The sequence below is a fragment of the Azospirillum soli genome (assembly GCF_017876165.1).
Lineage (GTDB): Bacteria > Pseudomonadota > Alphaproteobacteria > Azospirillales > Azospirillaceae > Azospirillum > Azospirillum soli.
In genome coordinates, this window is record NZ_JAGINQ010000012.1 from 121,928 (window position 1) to 139,041 (window position 17,114).

Here is a 17,114-nt window from a genome sequence, read left to right on the forward strand (position 1 = left end):
GAGTGCCCAGAATTGAGCCTGGGGAATGGCGGAGCGCTTATCGGTCTCTTTCGGCCGCGGAGCCGATGGACTATCGTCGCGACCTCTTGTCCGTTGCCGCTCGAAGGCTGTCTCGCATGGCTCGTTCCCATTGGTTTGCCGGCACCGCGCTGGCGCTCTGTCTGCTGCCGATCTCGTCCTTCGCTCAGACGCTGAACTGCGCCAAGCCGTCTTCCTTGATGGATCGGACGGTGTGCGCCAGTGCCGACCTGAAGGTCGCGGCCGAGGATGTGGCGACCGCGCTCCGCGACGTGCTGGCCAACACCCCGACGGCCGAGCGCGAAGCGATTCAGCGCGCCCAGCAGGCGTTTCAGACCGAACGGGAACGCGCCTGCGCCGACAAGGCGTCGGTGCCGGCCTGCCGGAAGCTGTACGAGAAGCGCGCGGCGGACCTGTCCGAGCAGAGCCGTGCGGCGCAGAAGAAGCTGGCGGGCATCGTCGCCGGCATTCCCAAGGACTCCAAAGGCGCGGCGGCGACGCTGCAACGCTACGACGGCGGCGCCGCCAAAGCGTGGCTGGTCTATCTGTACCACAGCGGGGCCGTGCCGATGACCGACAAGGAGGAGACGCTGCGCAAGCTGGTCGCCTCCGTCATCGAACGGGATCTTCCGAACGACCCGTACCTGCTTGAAGAGATGAAGAATTTGGGCGACGTGGCGAGCGCGCCGATGGGGACGATGCTGCTGTTCCTGCGCCACGTCCTGTCCACGACGGAGATGGACGCGCCCTGCTTCCTGTTCACCAAGCACGGCCAGCCGGCCTTCGAGGCGTTCGGCGCCTTCTGGGGCAACACGCGCGACGAGACGCCGGGCCTGTGCACGCCGCCGTCCTCGGTGTTCGATCTGCCGGAGTGGAAGAGGGTCGCCGAGCACATCGACCCGGCCATCGGCCCGGCGCTGGAGGAACGCGGCAGCATCCGCCACGGCTACGAGCGGCAGTTCCAGGTGGACGACCTGCAAGCCTCCATGGTGCCGAGCACCCTGCTGGAAGCGCCGCATTCGACCGAAGCCAGGAAGGCTGCCGAGCAGAGGCAGCGGGCGGTCGCCGCCTTCCGGCATTGGAGGGAGTTCGAGGTCTGGCCGGAGGCCGAGTACAAGGCGGCCGTGGGCGCCCTGCCCTCCGCAATCGCCGCCACGGCAAAGATTTACCGGGAAAAGTTCGGCTTGAATCCGAAGGTCGCCGAACAGGCGGCGCAGGCCGCCGGGGAGCGTTTCCTGGCGAGCCGCGTGGGCCTGATCATGCCGGACGAGTGATCAGACGTCGATGACGAGCCCGTCGTAGGCGGGCTCGACACCCGGCGGCAGAAGGTGGCGGACCGTCTCGTAGTCCATGGTCTGGTCCATGTGGGTCAGGTAGGCGCGTTTCGGCCGGACGCGCTCGATCCACTCCAGCGTTTTGGCGAGGTGCGCGTGGACGGGGTGCGGCGGTTCCACGCGGGCGCAATCGACGATCCAGACCTCAATGCCGTCAAGAGCGGCGAAGGCGTCCTCGCCCAGGCAGACGACGTCGGTTGAATAGGCAAATTTATCAAAGCGATAGCCGACAGTCTTCATGTAACCGTGATCCTGCTCGAACGGCAGGACGGTCAGGCCGCGCACGTCGAATGGGCCGTTGATGGCGTGCGCGTTCAGCACCGGGCGGTAGTAAGGGTCGCCGGGGCGCAGCGGGTCGAAGCAGTAGGGAAAGCGGGCTTTAATGTCCGCCAGATGTTCGGCCCAGCCGTAGGCGTCAATGGGCGCGTGCATCATGCGGCACAGCTCGCGCAGCTCATCGATGCCGTGGGCGTGGTCGGCGTGCGGGTGGGTCCAGAGAACCGCGTCGAGGCGGTGCACATCGGCGTCCAGAAGCTGCTGGCGCAGGTCGGGGGCGGTGTCGATCAGGACGCTGACCCCGACCTGCTCCACCAGGACGGATGGGCGGAGGCGGCGGTTCTTCGGGTTGGCCGGGTCGCAGTTGCCCCAGCCCAACCCGATCACGGGCACTCCCCGCGACCCGCCGCAGCCGAGCACCCGGACCCGCATGGAGGTCATGCGGCCTGTCCAGCGCGCGGGAACAGACGGAAGAAGTTCTCAGTCGTCACGCGGGCCAGTTCGGCGGCCTCCACGCCCTTGATTTCGGCGACGGTCGCGGCGGTGTGGGCGACGTAGGCCGGTTCGTTGCGCTTGCCCCGGAACGGGATCGGCGCGAGGTAGGGCGCGTCCGTTTCCACCAAAATGCGGTCGAGCGGCACGTCCTTCACGATGGCGCGGAGGTCTTCCGACTTCTTGAAGGTGACGATGCCCGACAGCGACAGGTGGAAGCCGAATTCCAGAGCTTCTTCAGCGAGTTGCCGGCCGGAGCTGAAGCAGTGCAGCAAGCCGGTGACCGGCCGGCCGGCGGCCTCCTCCTTAACGATCCGCATAGTGTCGTCGTCGGCGTCACGGGTGTGCACGATCAGCGGCAGGCCGGTTTCCAGGCTGGCGCGGATGTGCCGGCGGAAGCATTCCTGCTGAACGTCGCGCGGGCTCTTGTCGTAGAAGTAGTCGAGCCCCGTCTCGCCGAGGCCGATTACCTTGGGGTGCTTAGACATCTCGACGAGGAGTTCGACGGTGACGCCCTCGAACTCCTCGGCGGCTTGGTGCGGGTGGACGCCGAGCGAGCAGAGCACGTCGTCGTACCGCTCCGCGACTGCCAGGATGCGGTCGAAGCGGCTCAGATAGGTGCAGATGGTGACCATCCGCCCCACCCCGGCCTGCCGGGCGCGGTCTACGACCGCGTCCAGCTCCTCGGCGAAGTCGGGGAAATCGAGATGGCAGTGGCTATCAACCAGCATGGATTCTCTTCAGCTCTTGGCTTCTTCCACGAAGCGCGGGAACACGCCCTGCGGGGCCGGCAGCGGCGTGCCGGCGACCAGCGCCCCGCCCGGTCCCAGATTGCCGAAACCACGGGCATCGGCCCCCTGCGCCAGCTGGTCGAGGATCTTGGCCGAGGCGTCGGGCATGATCGGCTGGGTCAGGATGGCGAGGTGGCGGATGGTTTCGGCCAGCACGTAGAGGACCGTGCCCATCCGCGCGGGATCGGTCTTCTTCAGCGCCCAAGGCGCCTGCTCGTCCACATAGCGGTTGGCGTCGCCGACCACCGCCCAGATGGCGTCCAGAGCCTTGTGGAAGGCTTGAGCCTGAATCTCGGCGCGGACGATGGGCAGCAGGTTGTGGGCGGCACCCAGGAGGGCGTTGTCGGCCTCCGTGAAGGCGCCCGGCTGCGGCACGGCGGCGCCGCAGTTCTTATTGATCATCGACAGCGAACGTTGCACGAGGTTGCCGTAATCGTTGGCGAGGTTGCCGTTGATCCGGTTGACCATCTGCTTGTGCGAGAAGTCGCCGTCGTTGCCGAACGGCACCTCGCGCAGCAGGAAATAGCGCGTCTGGTCAAGACCGTAGGTGGTGACCAGCGTGTCTGGCGCGATGACGTTGCCGAGCGACTTCGACATCTTCTGGCCTTCGATGGTCCACCAGCCGTGCGCGAAGACGCGCTTCGGCGGGGCCAGATTCGCGGCCATCAGGAAGGCCGGCCAGTAGATGGCGTGGAAGCGCAGGATGTCCTTGCCGACCATGTGCAGGTTGGCCGGCCAGTACTTGGCGTAGTCACCGCTCTCGTCCGGGAAGCCGACGGCGGTGATGTAGTTGGCCAGCGCGTCCAGCCACACATACATGATGTGGTCGGGGTTGCCGGGGACCGGGATGCCCCACTTGAAAGTCGTGCGGCTGACCGACAGGTCCTTCAGCCCCGACTTCACGAAGGCCATGACCTCGTTGCGCTTGCCGGCCGGGGCGATGAAGTCCGGGTTCTTCTCGTAGAACTCCAGCAGGCGGTCCTGCCAAGCGGACAGGCGGAAGAAGTAGGACGGCTCCTCCACCCATTCGCACTCGGCGCCCGTGGGGGCGATCTTCTTGCCGGCCGGGGTCGTGGTCAGCTCGTCCTCGCCGTAGAAGGCCTCGTCGCGGACCGAGTACCAGCCGGCGTAGGAGCCGAGATAGATCTCGCCGTTGGCCTCCAGGCGACGCCAGAGTTCCTGGACGGACTGGATGTGGCGCGGCTCCGTCGTGCGGATGAAGTCGTCGTTGGAGAAGTTCATCAGCTGGACAAGGTCGCGGAAGTTCTGCGACACGCGGTCGGTGAATTCCTGCGGGGCGATGCCGGCGTTCATGGCCGACTTCTCGACCTTCTGGCCGTGCTCGTCGGTGCCGGTGAGGAACTTCACGTCATAGCCGTCGAGGCGCATGAAGCGGGCCAGCACGTCGCAGGCGAGCGTCGTGTACGCGTGCCCGATGTGCGGGACGTCGTTCACGTAGTAGATCGGAGTCGTCAGGTAATAGGTCTTCGACCCGGCCATGGTCGGTGCTCTCCCGAGGGTTCGTCGGCCCGGCGTGCGCGCCGGAACAGGTATATAGGGGGTTTCTCTTAACCCGCAGCCGCTTCGAGTGTCGCGAGCGCGTTCAGGACCACCTGTTTGCGGTCGAGATTGGCGGATTCCGCACGAGCGAAGAGGCGTTGGACCTTTTCCCACACCTCCACCCAACGTTCAAGGCCGCGGGCGTTGGCCAAGCGGGTCATCAGGGCCGCCTCGCCCGGCACCACCTCCGCCGGCCAGGCGCCGCGCGCCAGCGAACGGGCGAAGCGGGCGAGCCACCAGACGAGCAGTTCGGTCGCCGTCTCGTAGAGCCCGTCGTCCTGCTTGCGGGTCAGCTTGTCGCCGAACGCATGGGCGGCGGCGATGTCCAGGCGCGGCAGCGTGCCGAGCAGGCCGATCAGTTCGCGGTACAGGTCGAGGCCGCCGGCGTTGGCGAGGTCGATGGCGCGGCCGATGCTGCCTTCGGACAAGCGGGCGAGCGCAGCGCGGTCGTCGGCGGGGATGTCGGGTTCGTGTATTTCCAACAGGTTGAGGACAGTTTCCTCAGGCAAAGGATTGAGATTGAGCTTGCGGCAGCGCGAGCGAATGGTCGGCAGCATGCCGCCGGGATTGTCGCTGACCAGCAGGAGCAGAGCGCCGGGCGGCGGCTCCTCCAAAATCTTAAGGATGGCGTTCAAGCCACTGAGATTCATGCGATCCGCGCCGTCGATGACCGCAACTCGCCAACCGCCTTCGGCGGCGGTCTTGCGCAGAAAGGGGCCGATCTTGCGCACGTCGTCCACGGCAATGTCGCGCTTCAGCCGGTCCCGCTTCTCGTCGCGCTGGCGTTCGACGGTCAGCAGGTCGGCGTGGCCGCCCGAGGAGACGCGACGGAAAACCGGGTGTTCGGGGCTGAGTGCCAGCGTGGCGGGCGGTTCGGGCGCGCCGAACAGGCTGGATTCGGAGGCGGCCTGCCCCTGGGCAAGGACGAAGCGGGCGAAGCGGAAGGCGAGCGTCGCCTTGCCGATGCCGGGCGGGCCGCCGATCAGCCAGGCGTGCGGCAGGCGGCCGGAGTTCCAGGCCTCCAGCAGCAAACGCTCGGCCTCCTCATGGCCGGTCAGGTCGGGGTTGCGGCGCGGGGCGAGGGCGTCCTCCTCGACCACCGGCTCCGGCGCGCGGGCTCGGCTCACCTCGGAAAACCTTTTTCGATGAATGCGATGGCGGCGAGTATGATGACAGCGAACACGATGACGGCGGCCACAGTGGCGGATCCGCGCGCCGGGATCCAGCCCTCTCGACTCATTCCGAAGGCGTTTGATGGCTTCCATCAAACGCCTTCGGTTCAAACCCGGCAGCACATGGCACGGCCATGTGCGAGAGGGTGATACGGCCGGCCGAACATGACGCATTCATACGCCGGCCGTATCATTCCGTTGGGCGGCACCGCTGCTGGTCGGCGGGGGCACGGCTCCAGATCTCGGTGCGGCCGAACAGCGGGATGCCGATATAGCCGCGCAGGCGAAGGCGGTCCGGCCCTTCGGGCGTGATGGTGCCGCTGTAGGTGTTGCCCGATTTCGCGTCGTAGACCCAGCCATCCGCCCAGCCTTCTCCTTCGCGGTGGAAACCGGCGAGCATGAGGATGCCGCACAGAGGGCGGTTGCGCTGCGGCTCATCGGGATTTTTGCTGTCCAGTCCGGCGTCGGGGCCGGTGCGCGTTTCCACGTACCAGATGAGCCGGCCGCACAGGCTGGGGCCGCAGGGGGCGATTTCGATGGCCGCCTGCCGGTCGGCGGTGCGCCAGAGACCGATTGCATCGTCTGGAGAAGCATGGGCCGGGAGTGCAGTCGCCAGGGCGGCGAAGACGAAAGCGGTGCCTGCGGTCGTCTTGCGGGGCATGACAAACTCCCGGTCGCGAAGATCAGGAGATGGTCACTCCCAGCCGCCGCGTCACGATGTCGAGAATCCTGGCCTGCACCGTCTCCACCGGGTGTGCGGCGTCAATGACGGCGCAGCGGTCCGGCTCGCGCTTGGCGATGTCGAGGAAGCCGTCGCGAAGGCGGCGGTGAAAGTCCAGGTCCATGCGCTCGTAGCGGTCCTCGCCGCCACGGCGGGCGTTGGCGCGGGCAAGGCCGGTTTCCACGGGAAGGTCGAGGATCAGCGTGAGGTCGGGCCGGAAGTCGCCCAGCGCGGTCGTTTGCAGGGTGGCGATCAAGTCACGGTCGAGGCCGAGGCCGTAACCCTGGTAGGCCATGGTGCTGTCGAAGAAACGGTCGCAGATCACCCAGCGCCCCGCGTCCAGCGCCGGCCAGACAGTGCGTTCCAGATGGTCGCGGCGGGCGGCGGTGTGCAGCAGAGCCTCGGTCACCGGACCCCAGCGGCCGGTCTCGCCGGAAACGAGCAGGGCGCGGATTTCCTCCGCACCCTGCGAACCGCCGGGCTCGCGGGTCAGGACCACGTCGATGCCGCAGGCGGACAGCGCGTCGGCGAGCAGGCGGATCTGGGTGGTCTTGCCCGCCCCTTCCCCGCCTTCCAGCGTGATGAACCGCCCGCGCGTCATGCCCCTGCCCTCAATCGTCGACAACCGAAGACTTGGTTATCAGGTCTTGGCGCCGAACACGAGATACTTGGCGGCGGCGAGCGCGCGACCGACGAAGCCGAGCTTCTCCACATCCTGGGCGGCGACCACCGGCACTTCCTTGCCGGGGAAGCCGGGGGCGGTGATCACCACCTTGCCGACCACGTCGCCCTTTTTAATCGGAGCGGCCACGGGCGCGTTGCTGACCAGGGACACCTTCATGCCGCCGCGCTCGGCGCGGGCCATGGTCACCTTCATGTCCTCCGGCACGGTGACCGGGACCGTGTCCTCGGCGCCCAGCCAGACGGGAACCTGCTCGATCGTCTCACCGGCCTTGAACAGGGCGTAGGTGGCGAACTCGCGGAAGCCCCACTCGATCAGGCGGGCCGACTCGTCGGCTCGCGACTGCATGCTGGGCAGGCCGTTGACCACCAGAATCAGGCGGCGTCCCTCGCGCTCCGCCGATGCCGTCAGGCCGTAGCCGCCGGCGTCGGTGTGGCCGGTCTTCATGCCGTCGGCCCCCATGCCGCGATAGAGCAGCGGGTTGCGGTTGCCCTGGTTGATGCCATGGTACTTGAACTCCCGAATTGAATAGTAGTGGTAGTATTCGGGGAAGTCCTTGATGAGACGCTCGGCCAGGATGGCGAGGTCGCGCGCCGTCATGTAGTGATTGGGGTCGGGCCAGCCGGTGGCGTTGGTCAGGTTGGTGTCCTTCAGCCCCAGTTCCCGCGCGCGCTTGCTCATGCGCTCGGCAAAGGACTGTTCGGAGCCGGCCAGACCTTCGGCCAGGACGATGCAGGCGTCGTTGCCCGACTGCACGATGACGCCCTTGATGAGGTCGTCCACCTTGATGTTGTTGTGCAGCTCCACGAACATCTTGGAGCCCTGCATGCGCCACGCGCGCTCGGTCACCGGAAGCGTGCTGTCGAGCGACAGGCGGCCTTCCTTGATGGCTTCGAAGACCATGTACATTGTCATGATCTTGCTCATCGACGACGGCGGCATGCGCTGGTCGGCGTTCTTGTCAAACAGCACGGTGTTCGACGTGACGTCCACCAGGATCGCCTGCTTGGCGATGGTGTCGATGTTGGCGGCGTGAGCCACCGGGCCCAGCCCCACCGCGAACAGCGCGACCGACAGACCCACGGCGAGACGGGTGCGGGCAACGCGGGTGCGGACGACAGCGACCATGACAACTCCCTTCGAAACACTAGAGCGCTCGGGCGACGAGCGCATTCAATCAACCACGATTTTGGCGTCGGTAAGGCCGGCCTGAAGAATCTGGTTCAGGACGGCGTCGGCCCGGTCAACGCTGTCCAGCGGGCCGACCCGCACGCGCTGGAGCTTCTGCTTGCCGGAATTGGTCTGGCTCACGCTGGCCGGTTGCCCGATGGATGCCAGCCGGGCGCGCACGCGGGCGACGTTATCGGCCGTGCCGAAGGCGCCGATCTGCACGTAGAGCTGTTCGCGCGGCTTCACCGGCAGTTCCGCCACGACGGGGGCCGGGACGAAGCGCCCCTCCTTCACCGCGCCCGGCACGGTGGCCGGCGGCGGGATCGGCGTGCCGGTGATCGCGGCGGGCGTCGGCTTTGTCACCGCCGGCCCCTCGGCGACCTCGACCCGGCCGCGCGGGGCGGGTTTGGGCGGAGGGCCATCCGTCTCGGCCAGAATGGCCGGGGGCGTGCCCTGGCGGGCGGCGGCGGCGATGGCGCGGCTTTCCTCGGCGAGGATCTGCACGCGGACCTTGGCGGTGCCGGTGCCCTCGAAGCCCAGGAGCTGCGCGCCGCGCCGCGACATGTCAATGATGCGGCCGGCGGCGAAGGGACCACGGTCGTTGACGCGCACGACGACGGAGCGGCCGTTGTCCAGGTTGGTGACGCGCACCAGACTCGGCATCGGCAGCGTCTTGTGGGCGGCGGTCAGTTCGTTCTGATCGTAGATCTCGCCGTTGGCGGTGGGCTTCGCGTGGAAGTCCGGTCCGTACCAGGAGGCGATGCCCGTTTCGTCGTAGGTGAAGTCCTCGGACGGGTAGTACCAGACGCCGGCAACCTGATAGGGCTTGCCGATCTTGTAGATGCCGCTGGTCGGCAAACCCGACGAGGAGGCCGGCGGCCGTTGCGCGCACGCGGCGAGCGACAATGCTCCAAGGAGCACCATCGTGCCTCTCAGCATAGGCCCACGCCGCATCGAACCGCCCCGCAAGATCTAGTGGCGGCACTCTAACCGAGTTACCACCGAACGCCAATACGGCAGCGTCCGCGTCTCATCGAAGTCATGGGGCGACGTCTTCACGGACCGGGGAAGAGCGCGTCCGTGCGGTCCAGAATGCGGTAGGAGACGAGGCCGATCCACTCGCGCAAGGAGTCGTGCAGGGTTTCGATCTGCTTGTCGAACTCGAACCGGACATAGGGGCGCGCGCCCTTGCGTGTGCGGTAATCGACGGGATAGGGCACCACATCCCAGCCGATGCGGCGGAAGATGCCGACCGAACGCGGCATGTGGATCGCCGAGGTGACCAGCAGCCAGGTTTCGCCCGGCTTCGGCGTGACAAGACGTTGGCTGAACAGGGCGTTTTCCCAGGTGTTGCGCGATTCGTTCTCGAAGATCACGCAGGCCGGGTCGATGCCGGCTTGGCTCAGTGCATCGCGGGCAACGAAGTCCTCCCGCAACTCCTGACCAAACAGCCGGCCCGAACCCCCGGTGAAGACAGCCTTCGCTTGGGGATAGCGGCGGATCAGGTTGGCGAAGGCCAGAATCCGTTCGGCGGCCTCGTTGACCGAGGGCTCCCCCCGGTCGAGCGCCAGCGGCGGGTTGACGGCACCGCCCAGCATGATGATTCCGTCCACACGATCTGGCAGGGCCGGACGCTCGAATCGCTCCTCCAGGGGAAGCGCCACGAGGGACGAGACCGGCGTGAAGGTGATCGCCAGGAAGCCCAGGGCCGCCCCCGCGACGAGCCGCCGCCCCAGGGTTGCGCGGCGGCGCGTGAACAGCAGTGCGGTGCCGATGGTGAGAATGAGGATCAGGAAGTTGCCGGGCGCCGCCACGGCCCAGAAGAGCTTGGATAGGACAAAGGACAACCGTCGATCCTCCCTTCCCTGACCGGCACAGCCGCCGCAACAAAACCGACACGGAAGCTTAACAGTGGCGTCGTGGGCGCCGGGTATGGTCTCGCGCGCCAACAATAGGATATCCGGCCATGCTGTCGAACATTTCCATCGGCACCCGCATCGGAGTGCTGGTCGTTGCATCGCTGGTCACGCTGGGGCTGCTGGGCGGCACGGCGACGGTTGGCGCGCAACGCGTGTTCGAAGCGACCGCCGAATTGGACGAATTCCGCGAAGCGTACGAACACACTTCGGCTGTCGAGCGGCGGGCGAGCCGGTTGCGCTTCCAGGCCTTGCGCTTCGTGGCGGACCGGGACCCGGCGGCGGCCGAGACGTTCGAGAAGACCGCGGCGGAAACCGCCAAGCTGCTGGACGAGTTGAAGCGGCGGGCCGAGGGGCGAATCGCGGTCGAGGATCTGGAGAGCCTGTCCAAGGGGCTCGGCACGCTGAACGAGCGGTTTTCCATCGTGGTCGCCAAGGCGAAGGAACTGGGGCTGACGGACGACGCCGGGCTGCGCGGCGCCCTGCGCGCCTCGGCCAAAGCCATCGAGGATGAGCTGAAGCAGTGGCCCAACGCCGACAAGCTGACCGGCCGCATGGAATCCATGCGCAAGATGGAAAAGGACTTCATCATCTACAACGATGAGGCCTTGCTGTCCGGACATCGCAAGGCGTTCAACGAGTTCACCTTCTTCCTGGCCGATTCGGGGATGGACACGGCGACGCAGGAGAAGATCGAAAGGCTGGCGCGGACCTATCGCGGCGAGCTGGGCAAGTTCGTGGACGGCACCAAGGCGTTCAAGGCGGAGGTGCTGACCTTCAACGAAGCTTTCCAGGCGCTGGTGCCGCGATTCGAAGCTCTGCTGGAAAGCGCCAACGCCGGCATGAGCGGCGCCGTGGACACCCAGAACCGCGTGCGCGACGAGGTGATCGGCAACATGCTGCTGGTGGGGTCAATTCTGCTGGTTGGATTCGTCGCCACCAGTCTGTTGGTTGCCCACAGCATCACCCGGCCATTGCGCCTGATCGAAGGCGTGATGGAGACGCTGGCTGCCGGTGACCGTTCGGCCATCGTGCCGGAGACGGAGCGTAAGGACGAAATCGGCGCGATGGCCCGCGCGGTCGCAGTCTTCAAGGACAATTTGCAGCGGACCCATGATCTGGAAATCGAGGCGCGCGAGGCCGAGCGGCGGTCGGAGGAAGAGCGCAAGAGCGTGTTGCGCGAGATCGCTCGCGATTTCGACACGGCCTTCGGGAAGGTGCTGCACACGGTCGGCGTCGCCGCCGATCAGATCCGCAACGGCGCGCACATCCTGCGCGATACCGCCGAAAAGATGAAGGAGCAGGCGCTCGATACCTCGGAGAAAGCTGAGCAGACGTCGGAGGTGGTGGGCATTGTCAACAATGTGTCGCGCACTCTGTCGGCCTCCATCGGGGAAATTGGCGGGCGGGTCGCCACCACCGGCACCGCCGTGCACCGGGCGGTCGATCACGCGCGGCGGAGCGACGCGGCGGTGGAGGCGCTGGCGGACAGCTCCCAGCGGATCGGGGAGATTGTGCGCCTGATCAACGACATTGCCGGGCAGACGAACCTGCTGGCGCTGAACGCGACCATCGAGGCGGCCCGGGCCGGCGAGGCGGGCAAGGGTTTCGCGGTGGTGGCGAGCGAAGTGAAGACGCTGGCCAACCAGACGGCCAAGGCGACGGAGGAGATTTCCTCGCAGGTGGGCGCCATTCAGGAGGCGACGGGTTCCGTGGTCGAAGCGATCCGCGCCATCCGCACGACCGTGGAAGAGGTGGAGGTCCTGTCGCAGGAGGTCTCCGCCGCCGTGGCAGAGCAGCTGGAACAGACTCGGGAAATCGTCGGGGCGGTGGACCGCGCCAGCCACAACTCCGGCGAAGTGTCGGAGAGCGTCAGCACCATGGCGATCACCGCCGCCGAAACCGGCAAGTCGGCCATCGAGATGATCTATTCGGCCGGACAGCTGGCCGAAGAGTTGCAACAACTGGAGAGCGACGCGGACCGGTTCGTGGCGTCGATCAGGGTGTAAAGAAAAAGGGCAGGAGCCGAAGCCCCTGCCCTCTCCTTTTTATCCGCAGGCAGTCGTTACGCTGCCAGCATCTCCAGCGCCTTTTGCAGCTTGTCGCGGGCCTGTTCGGCGGCCTCGCGGCGGTCGCGCTGCTCCTCGATGACTTCTTCGGGGGCCTTGGCGACGAACTGCTCGTTGGACAGCTTGGCGTCGATTTTTTTGATCTCGCCCGACAGCTTCTCGACTTCCTTGGTCAGGCGGGCGCGCTCCTTCTCAAGGTCCACAATGCCTTCCAGCGGGAGGATCAGCGTGGTCTCGTCGAGGACGGCCTGGACCGCGCTCTTCGGCACCGGGCCGGACAACGGCTCGGCGCTGGCCAGACGGCCCATGCGCAGGATCAAGTCGCGGTGCGTGTCGAGGCGCTTCAGGCTCTCCGGCCCGGCGTCCTTCAGCTTCAGCTCGATCTGGGCGGACGGCGGGACGTTCATTTCCGAGCGCATGGAGCGCACGGAAGAGATCAGGCGCACCACCCAGTCCATCTCGTCGCGGGCGGCCGGGTCGATCATGTCGGCGCCGTATTCCGGCCATTCGGCGGAGATCAGGCGGTTGGCCCGGTCGGGCGACAACTGCTCCCACAGCTCTTCCGTGATGTAGGGCATCAGTGGATGGAGGACGTGCAGAATCTGGTCGAGCACCCAGGCCGTCGTCGCACGGGTCTCGGCAATTGCCGCCTCGTCCGAGCCGTTCAGGATCGGCTTGGTGAACTCCAGGTACCAGTCGCAGAAGGTGCCCCAGGTGAACTGGTAGGCGGTGTTGGCCGCCTCGTTGAACTTGTAGGCGTCGATGGACTCGGCGACCTTGCGGGCGGCCTCGGTGAGCGCGCCGACGATCCAGCGGTTGACCGTCTGGGTTAGGCCGACCGGCTTGAAGCCCGGCACCGGCGCCACGCCGTTCATCTGGGTGTAGCGCGCGGCGTTCCAAAGCTTCGTCGCGAAGTTGCGGTAGCCCTCGACGCGGTTCACCGCCAGCTTGATGTCGCGGCCCTGGGCGGCCATGGCCGACAGGGTGAAGCGCAGGGCGTCGGTGCCGTACTCGTCGATCAGTTCCAGCGGGTCGATGACGTTGCCTTTGGACTTCGACATCTTCTGGCCCTTCTCGTCGCGGACGAGGGCGTGGATGTAGATGGTCCGGAAAGGCACGTCCTTCATGAAGTGAAGGCCCATCATCATCATCCGGGCAACCCAGAAGAAGATGATGTCGAAGCCGGTCACGAGGACGTCGGTCGGGTAATAGCGCTGGAGTTCCGGCGTCTCGGCCGGCCAGCCGAGCGTGGAGAAGGGCCACAGGGCCGAGGAAAACCACGTGTCGAGCACGTCCGCGTCGCGGGTCAGCTCCACGTCATGGCCGTAATGGGCCTTGGCGGCGGCAGCGGCGGCCTCGGCGCTCTCCTCGACGAAGTATGTGCCGTCCGGCCCGTACCAGGCGGGAATCTGATGGCCCCACCAGATCTGGCGGCTGATGCACCAGGGCTGGATGTTGCGCATCCATTCGAAATAGGTGTTCTCCCACTGCTTGGGCACGAACACGGTCTTGCCGGTCTCGACGGCCTCAATGGCCGGCTTGGCGAGCGTGGCGGCGTCCACGTACCACTGGTCGGTCAGCCAGGGTTCGATGGCGACGCCGGAACGGTCGCCGTGCGGCACCATGTGGGTGTGCGGCTCGATCTTCTCGACGAGTTCGAGCGCCTCCAGCTCCGCGATGACCTTCTTGCGGGCCTCGTAGCGGTCGAGGCCGCGATAGGCCTCCGGCACATCGTCGCCGGTGATGCGGGCGTCGCGGTCCATGATGTTGATGGCCGCCAGACCGCAGCGCTTGCCGACCTCGAAGTCGTTAAAATCATGCGCGGGCGTGATCTTCACCGCACCCGAACCGGTCTCCGGATCGGCGTATTCGTCGCCGACGATGGGGATGCGGCGGCCGACCAGCGGCAGGATGACGTGTTTGCCGATCAGATCCTTGTAGCGTTCGTCCTCCGGATGGACGGCGACGCCGGTGTCGCCGAGCATCGTCTCCGGACGCGTGGTCGCGACGACGATGAAGCGGTCCGTCTCGCCCTCGATCGGGTAGCGGAAGTGCCAGAGGTTGCCCTTGATCTCCTTCTGCTCGACCTCAAGGTCGGAGATGGCGGTGTGCAGCCTCGGGTCCCAGTTGACCAGCCGCTTGTCCTTGTAGATCAGACCCTGCTTGTACAGCTCAACGAACACCTTGCGGACGGCGCGGCTCAGGCCCTCGTCCATGGTGAAGCGCTCTTTCGCCCAGTCCGGCGAGGCGCCGAGGCGGCGGAGCTGGCGGGTGATGGTGCCGCCCGATTCGGCCTTCCATTCCCAGACCTTGTCGATGAAGGCGTCGCGGCCGAAATCGTGGCGGGTCTTGCCTTCCTTGGCGAGGTTGCGCTCCACGACCATCTGCGTGGCGATGCCCGCGTGGTCGGTGCCCGGCTGCCACAAGGCGTCGCGCCCGCGCATCCGGTTGTAGCGGGTCAGCACGTCCTGGATGGTGAAGGTCAGCGCGTGGCCCATGTGCAGGCTGCCGGTCACGTTCGGTGGCGGCATCATGATCGTGTAGGGCTTCGCGTTCGAACCGGTGTTCGCCGCGAAGGCGCCCGACTCTTCCCACAGACGGTAGTGCTTCTCCTCGACCTCGGCGGGCCGGTAAGTCTTTTCCAACATCACCAGGAACTTTCGCTTACGATCTCAACCGGGGTGCAGACTTGGATTTTTGACGCTTCAGAACTTCTGAGACCGCCGGATCATCCGGTCGATCTCCTGCTGGACGAGCCGTTCGACGATGGTCGGCAGATTTTCGTCCAACCACTCCTTCAGCAACGGCTTCAACAGCTCACGGACGACTTCTTCCACGGTGCGGATGCCGACCGGCATCGGGCCGATAGACAGGTCATCGCCCAATTCCCGCGCCAGATGGGTGAAGTGGTGCGAGGCATCCTCCGCCACGCGTCGCGAAATCAGACCGTCGTCCACTTCCAAGGGGCGGGGGCGCGGGCGCGGGCGCGGCGGGGGTGGCGGTTCGTCCTCCTCCTCGAACGCGTCGAAGCTCGGCACCGGACGGCGCGCAGCGGGGCGCGGCGGGGGCGGCGGTTCGGGCTCCGGTTCGGGGAAATCCTCCGGCTCCGCCATCGGCTCGGGGAAGGCCGCTTCCTCGCGCCAGGGGTCGGGCTCCGGTTCCGGCTCGTCCACATCGACGACGGAACCGTCGTCGCGCACCATCTGCGTCAGCTCAAGAACGTCGTCGTCCTCCTCCTCCATCATCGGAGGGGGCGGAGGCGGCGGTGGAGGGGGCGGCGGGGGAGCAACGGCCGGGGCCGGCGCGGCCTCCTGCCCCTTCGCGGGTTCGCCATCCTCGGAGATGATGCGGCGAATGGAGGCGAGGATCTCCTCCATCGACGGCTCTTGCTGACCTTTATCACTCATCGTGGCAAACCCGGGACGTCATCCTGCGGCAACACTAGGGCAGGAATGGGTAAAAAGCCACAAGACAAAAACGGCCCGCCGAAGCGGGCCGTTTCGATCACTCCGGCACGCCGGTGCCGAACCACTTGCCGCGCACCTGTTGGTAATGCGGATCGGGATCGTAATACTGGACCGGCAGATTCATCTGCTGGGCCGTCAACTGCCCGACCGCCGCCAGGACGTTGAAGGCCGAAACCATTTCGTTGCGCTGCGCCCGCACGAGATTGACTCGCGCGTTGAGCAGTTCCTGTTCCTGGTTCAGCACGTCCAGCACGGTGCGCGAACCGACCTGGGCTTCCTGCCGGACGCCTTCCAATGCGATCTGCGCCGCGTTGATCTGCGACTGGAAGGATTCGATGCTGGCCCGCGCTGTTTGCAACGCCTGCCACGCGCTGATCGCGGTTTCCACGGCCTGACGGCGGCTGTCCTCGATCTGCAGACGCGCCTGATTCGCGGTGTGCTTGGCTTCGCGGGTCAGGGCTTCCGGCAGGCCGGCCTGGTAGAGCGGGATGGTCAGCTGCGCGGTGAGCTGCGCGTTGTCCGAGCGCCTGATCTCGATGCCCTGCGAACGGCCCGGATCGTAGTTGCGGGTGCCCTGGGCCGACAAGTTGGCCGACGGCAGCAGGCGGCCAAACTGCTGGTCCACGGCCTCGCGCTGGGCCGCTTCGGTGTAGGTGGCGGCAAGCACCAGCGGGTTGTTGGACCGGGCCATCTCCACGGCTTCGTCCAGCGTCGCCGGAAGCTTGAAGCGCGGCTTGGGCGCCTTCAGCTTGCCGGGCATGGAACCGACGATGCGCTCGTAGGTCGCGCGGGACGCCTGGAGGGTGCCTTCAGCCGAGATGCGGTTCGCGATGGAGGCGGCCAGACGCGACTCGGACTGGCTGACGTCCGTGCGGGTGTACTCGCCGACGCGGAAGCGGTCGCGGGCGGCGTCGAGCTGACGGCGCAGGACCTGTTCGTTGTTCGCCTGAAGCTCCAGCACCGCCTGGTTCTGCACGACGTCCAGATAGGCCTGGGCAGCGTTCAGCAGGATCTGCTGCTCGTTGGAAAGCAGGGTGGCGCGCTGGGCCTCGACGGTGCGTTCGGCGCGGCGGACGGCAGGCCCTACGGTCGCGTCGTAGATCGGCTGGGTCGCCTGGATGCCGACGCTTTTGGAGGTCGCTTCGGAGCCGGTCTCCCCGCCGCTGAAGGTGCTGGTGCCGCCGGAGCGGGTGACGCCGGCGGTCGCGCGAACGGTCGGACGGTAACCCGACAACGCCTGCGGAACGCCTTCGTCGACGGCGCGCTGGCGGGCGCGCTGGGCGCCGAGGGCGGGGTTGTTGGCGTAGGCCTGCGCCAGCGCTTCTTCCAGCGACTGCGCGGACGCGGTGCTGATGCCACCGGAGACGGTGACGCCCGTGACGGCAATGCCGAGGGTCAATGCGGTTGCCAGAAGACGGCGCGCGAAACGGCTTCGCACAGTCATGT

The 17,114-nt window shown here is 66.7% G+C and carries 14 protein-coding genes; 2 read left to right on the forward strand and 12 right to left on the reverse strand.

Annotation, left to right across the window (positions count from 1 at the left end):
• Positions 1–116 precede the first annotated feature (116 nt).
• The gene (locus tag J2852_RS19020; protein WP_209878421.1) at positions 117–1,292 is read left to right on the forward strand and encodes a lysozyme inhibitor LprI family protein; all 1,176 of its coding nucleotides are present in this window, start codon (positions 117–119) and stop codon (positions 1,290–1,292) included.
• On the opposite strand, the gene J2852_RS19025 is transcribed toward J2852_RS19020, so the two are convergent.
• From J2852_RS19025 to J2852_RS19065, 9 genes are all read right to left on the reverse strand, one after another.
• Positions 1,293–2,069 carry an MBL fold metallo-hydrolase gene (locus tag J2852_RS19025; RefSeq protein WP_246499832.1) on the reverse strand — a complete coding sequence of 259 codons (777 nt, stop codon included), beginning with the start codon at positions 2,067–2,069 and terminating at the stop codon, positions 1,293–1,295. It abuts the gene before it with no gap.
• Complete coding sequence (locus J2852_RS19030) at positions 2,066–2,851, reverse strand: TatD family hydrolase (RefSeq protein WP_209878423.1); 786 nt, start codon at positions 2,849–2,851, stop codon at positions 2,066–2,068. The genes J2852_RS19025 and J2852_RS19030 overlap by 4 nt, the downstream gene beginning before the upstream one ends.
• Before the next feature lie 9 nt (positions 2,852–2,860).
• On the reverse strand, positions 2,861–4,411 hold the full coding sequence (gene metG, locus J2852_RS19035; protein ID WP_209878425.1) for a methionine--tRNA ligase: 1,551 nt from the start codon (positions 4,409–4,411) through the stop codon (positions 2,861–2,863).
• A 68-nt stretch (positions 4,412–4,479) separates the two neighbouring features.
• A complete protein-coding gene (locus J2852_RS19040; protein ID WP_209878427.1) occupies positions 4,480–5,598 on the reverse strand; it encodes a DNA polymerase III subunit delta' in 1,119 nt (372 codons plus the stop codon).
• Positions 5,599–5,833: 235 nt separating this feature from the next.
• Positions 5,834–6,304 (reverse strand): DUF2147 domain-containing protein, encoded by a 471-nt coding sequence (locus tag J2852_RS19045; protein ID WP_209878429.1) that lies wholly within the window; start codon positions 6,302–6,304, stop codon positions 5,834–5,836.
• A gap of 22 nt (positions 6,305–6,326) precedes the next feature.
• Complete coding sequence (gene tmk / locus J2852_RS19050; protein WP_209878431.1) at positions 6,327–6,965, reverse strand: dTMP kinase; 639 nt, start codon at positions 6,963–6,965, stop codon at positions 6,327–6,329.
• A gap of 39 nt (positions 6,966–7,004) precedes the next feature.
• Positions 7,005–8,174 (reverse strand): D-alanyl-D-alanine carboxypeptidase family protein, encoded by a 1,170-nt coding sequence (locus J2852_RS19055; RefSeq protein WP_209878434.1) that lies wholly within the window; start codon positions 8,172–8,174, stop codon positions 7,005–7,007.
• A gap of 45 nt (positions 8,175–8,219) precedes the next feature.
• On the reverse strand, positions 8,220–9,140 hold the full coding sequence (locus J2852_RS19060) for a septal ring lytic transglycosylase RlpA family protein (protein ID WP_246499833.1): 921 nt from the start codon (positions 9,138–9,140) through the stop codon (positions 8,220–8,222).
• Between the two features lie 131 nt (positions 9,141–9,271).
• On the reverse strand, positions 9,272–10,063 hold the full coding sequence (locus J2852_RS19065; protein ID WP_246499834.1) for a YdcF family protein: 792 nt from the start codon (positions 10,061–10,063) through the stop codon (positions 9,272–9,274).
• A 119-nt stretch (positions 10,064–10,182) separates the two neighbouring features.
• On the opposite strand from J2852_RS19065, the gene J2852_RS32505 reads away from it, so the two are divergent.
• Complete coding sequence (locus J2852_RS32505) at positions 10,183–12,141, forward strand: methyl-accepting chemotaxis protein (RefSeq protein WP_209878439.1); 1,959 nt, start codon at positions 10,183–10,185, stop codon at positions 12,139–12,141.
• 56 nt (positions 12,142–12,197) lie between these two features.
• On the opposite strand, the gene J2852_RS19075 is transcribed toward J2852_RS32505, so the two are convergent.
• The 3 genes from J2852_RS19075 to J2852_RS19085 all read right to left on the reverse strand — a co-directional run bounded on the left by J2852_RS19075 (position 12,198) and on the right by J2852_RS19085 (position 17,112).
• Complete coding sequence (locus tag J2852_RS19075; protein ID WP_209878441.1) at positions 12,198–14,849, reverse strand: valine--tRNA ligase; 2,652 nt, start codon at positions 14,847–14,849, stop codon at positions 12,198–12,200.
• Positions 14,850–14,906: 57 nt separating this feature from the next.
• Positions 14,907–15,608 carry a DUF2497 domain-containing protein gene (locus J2852_RS19080; RefSeq protein WP_209878443.1) on the reverse strand — a complete coding sequence of 234 codons (702 nt, stop codon included), beginning with the start codon at positions 15,606–15,608 and terminating at the stop codon, positions 14,907–14,909.
• Positions 15,609–15,705: 97 nt separating this feature from the next.
• Positions 15,706–17,112: a TolC family outer membrane protein gene (locus J2852_RS19085; protein WP_209878446.1), complete on the reverse strand. Its 1,407-nt coding sequence runs from the start codon at positions 17,110–17,112 to the stop codon at positions 15,706–15,708.
• Positions 17,113–17,114: the final 2 nt, after the last annotated feature.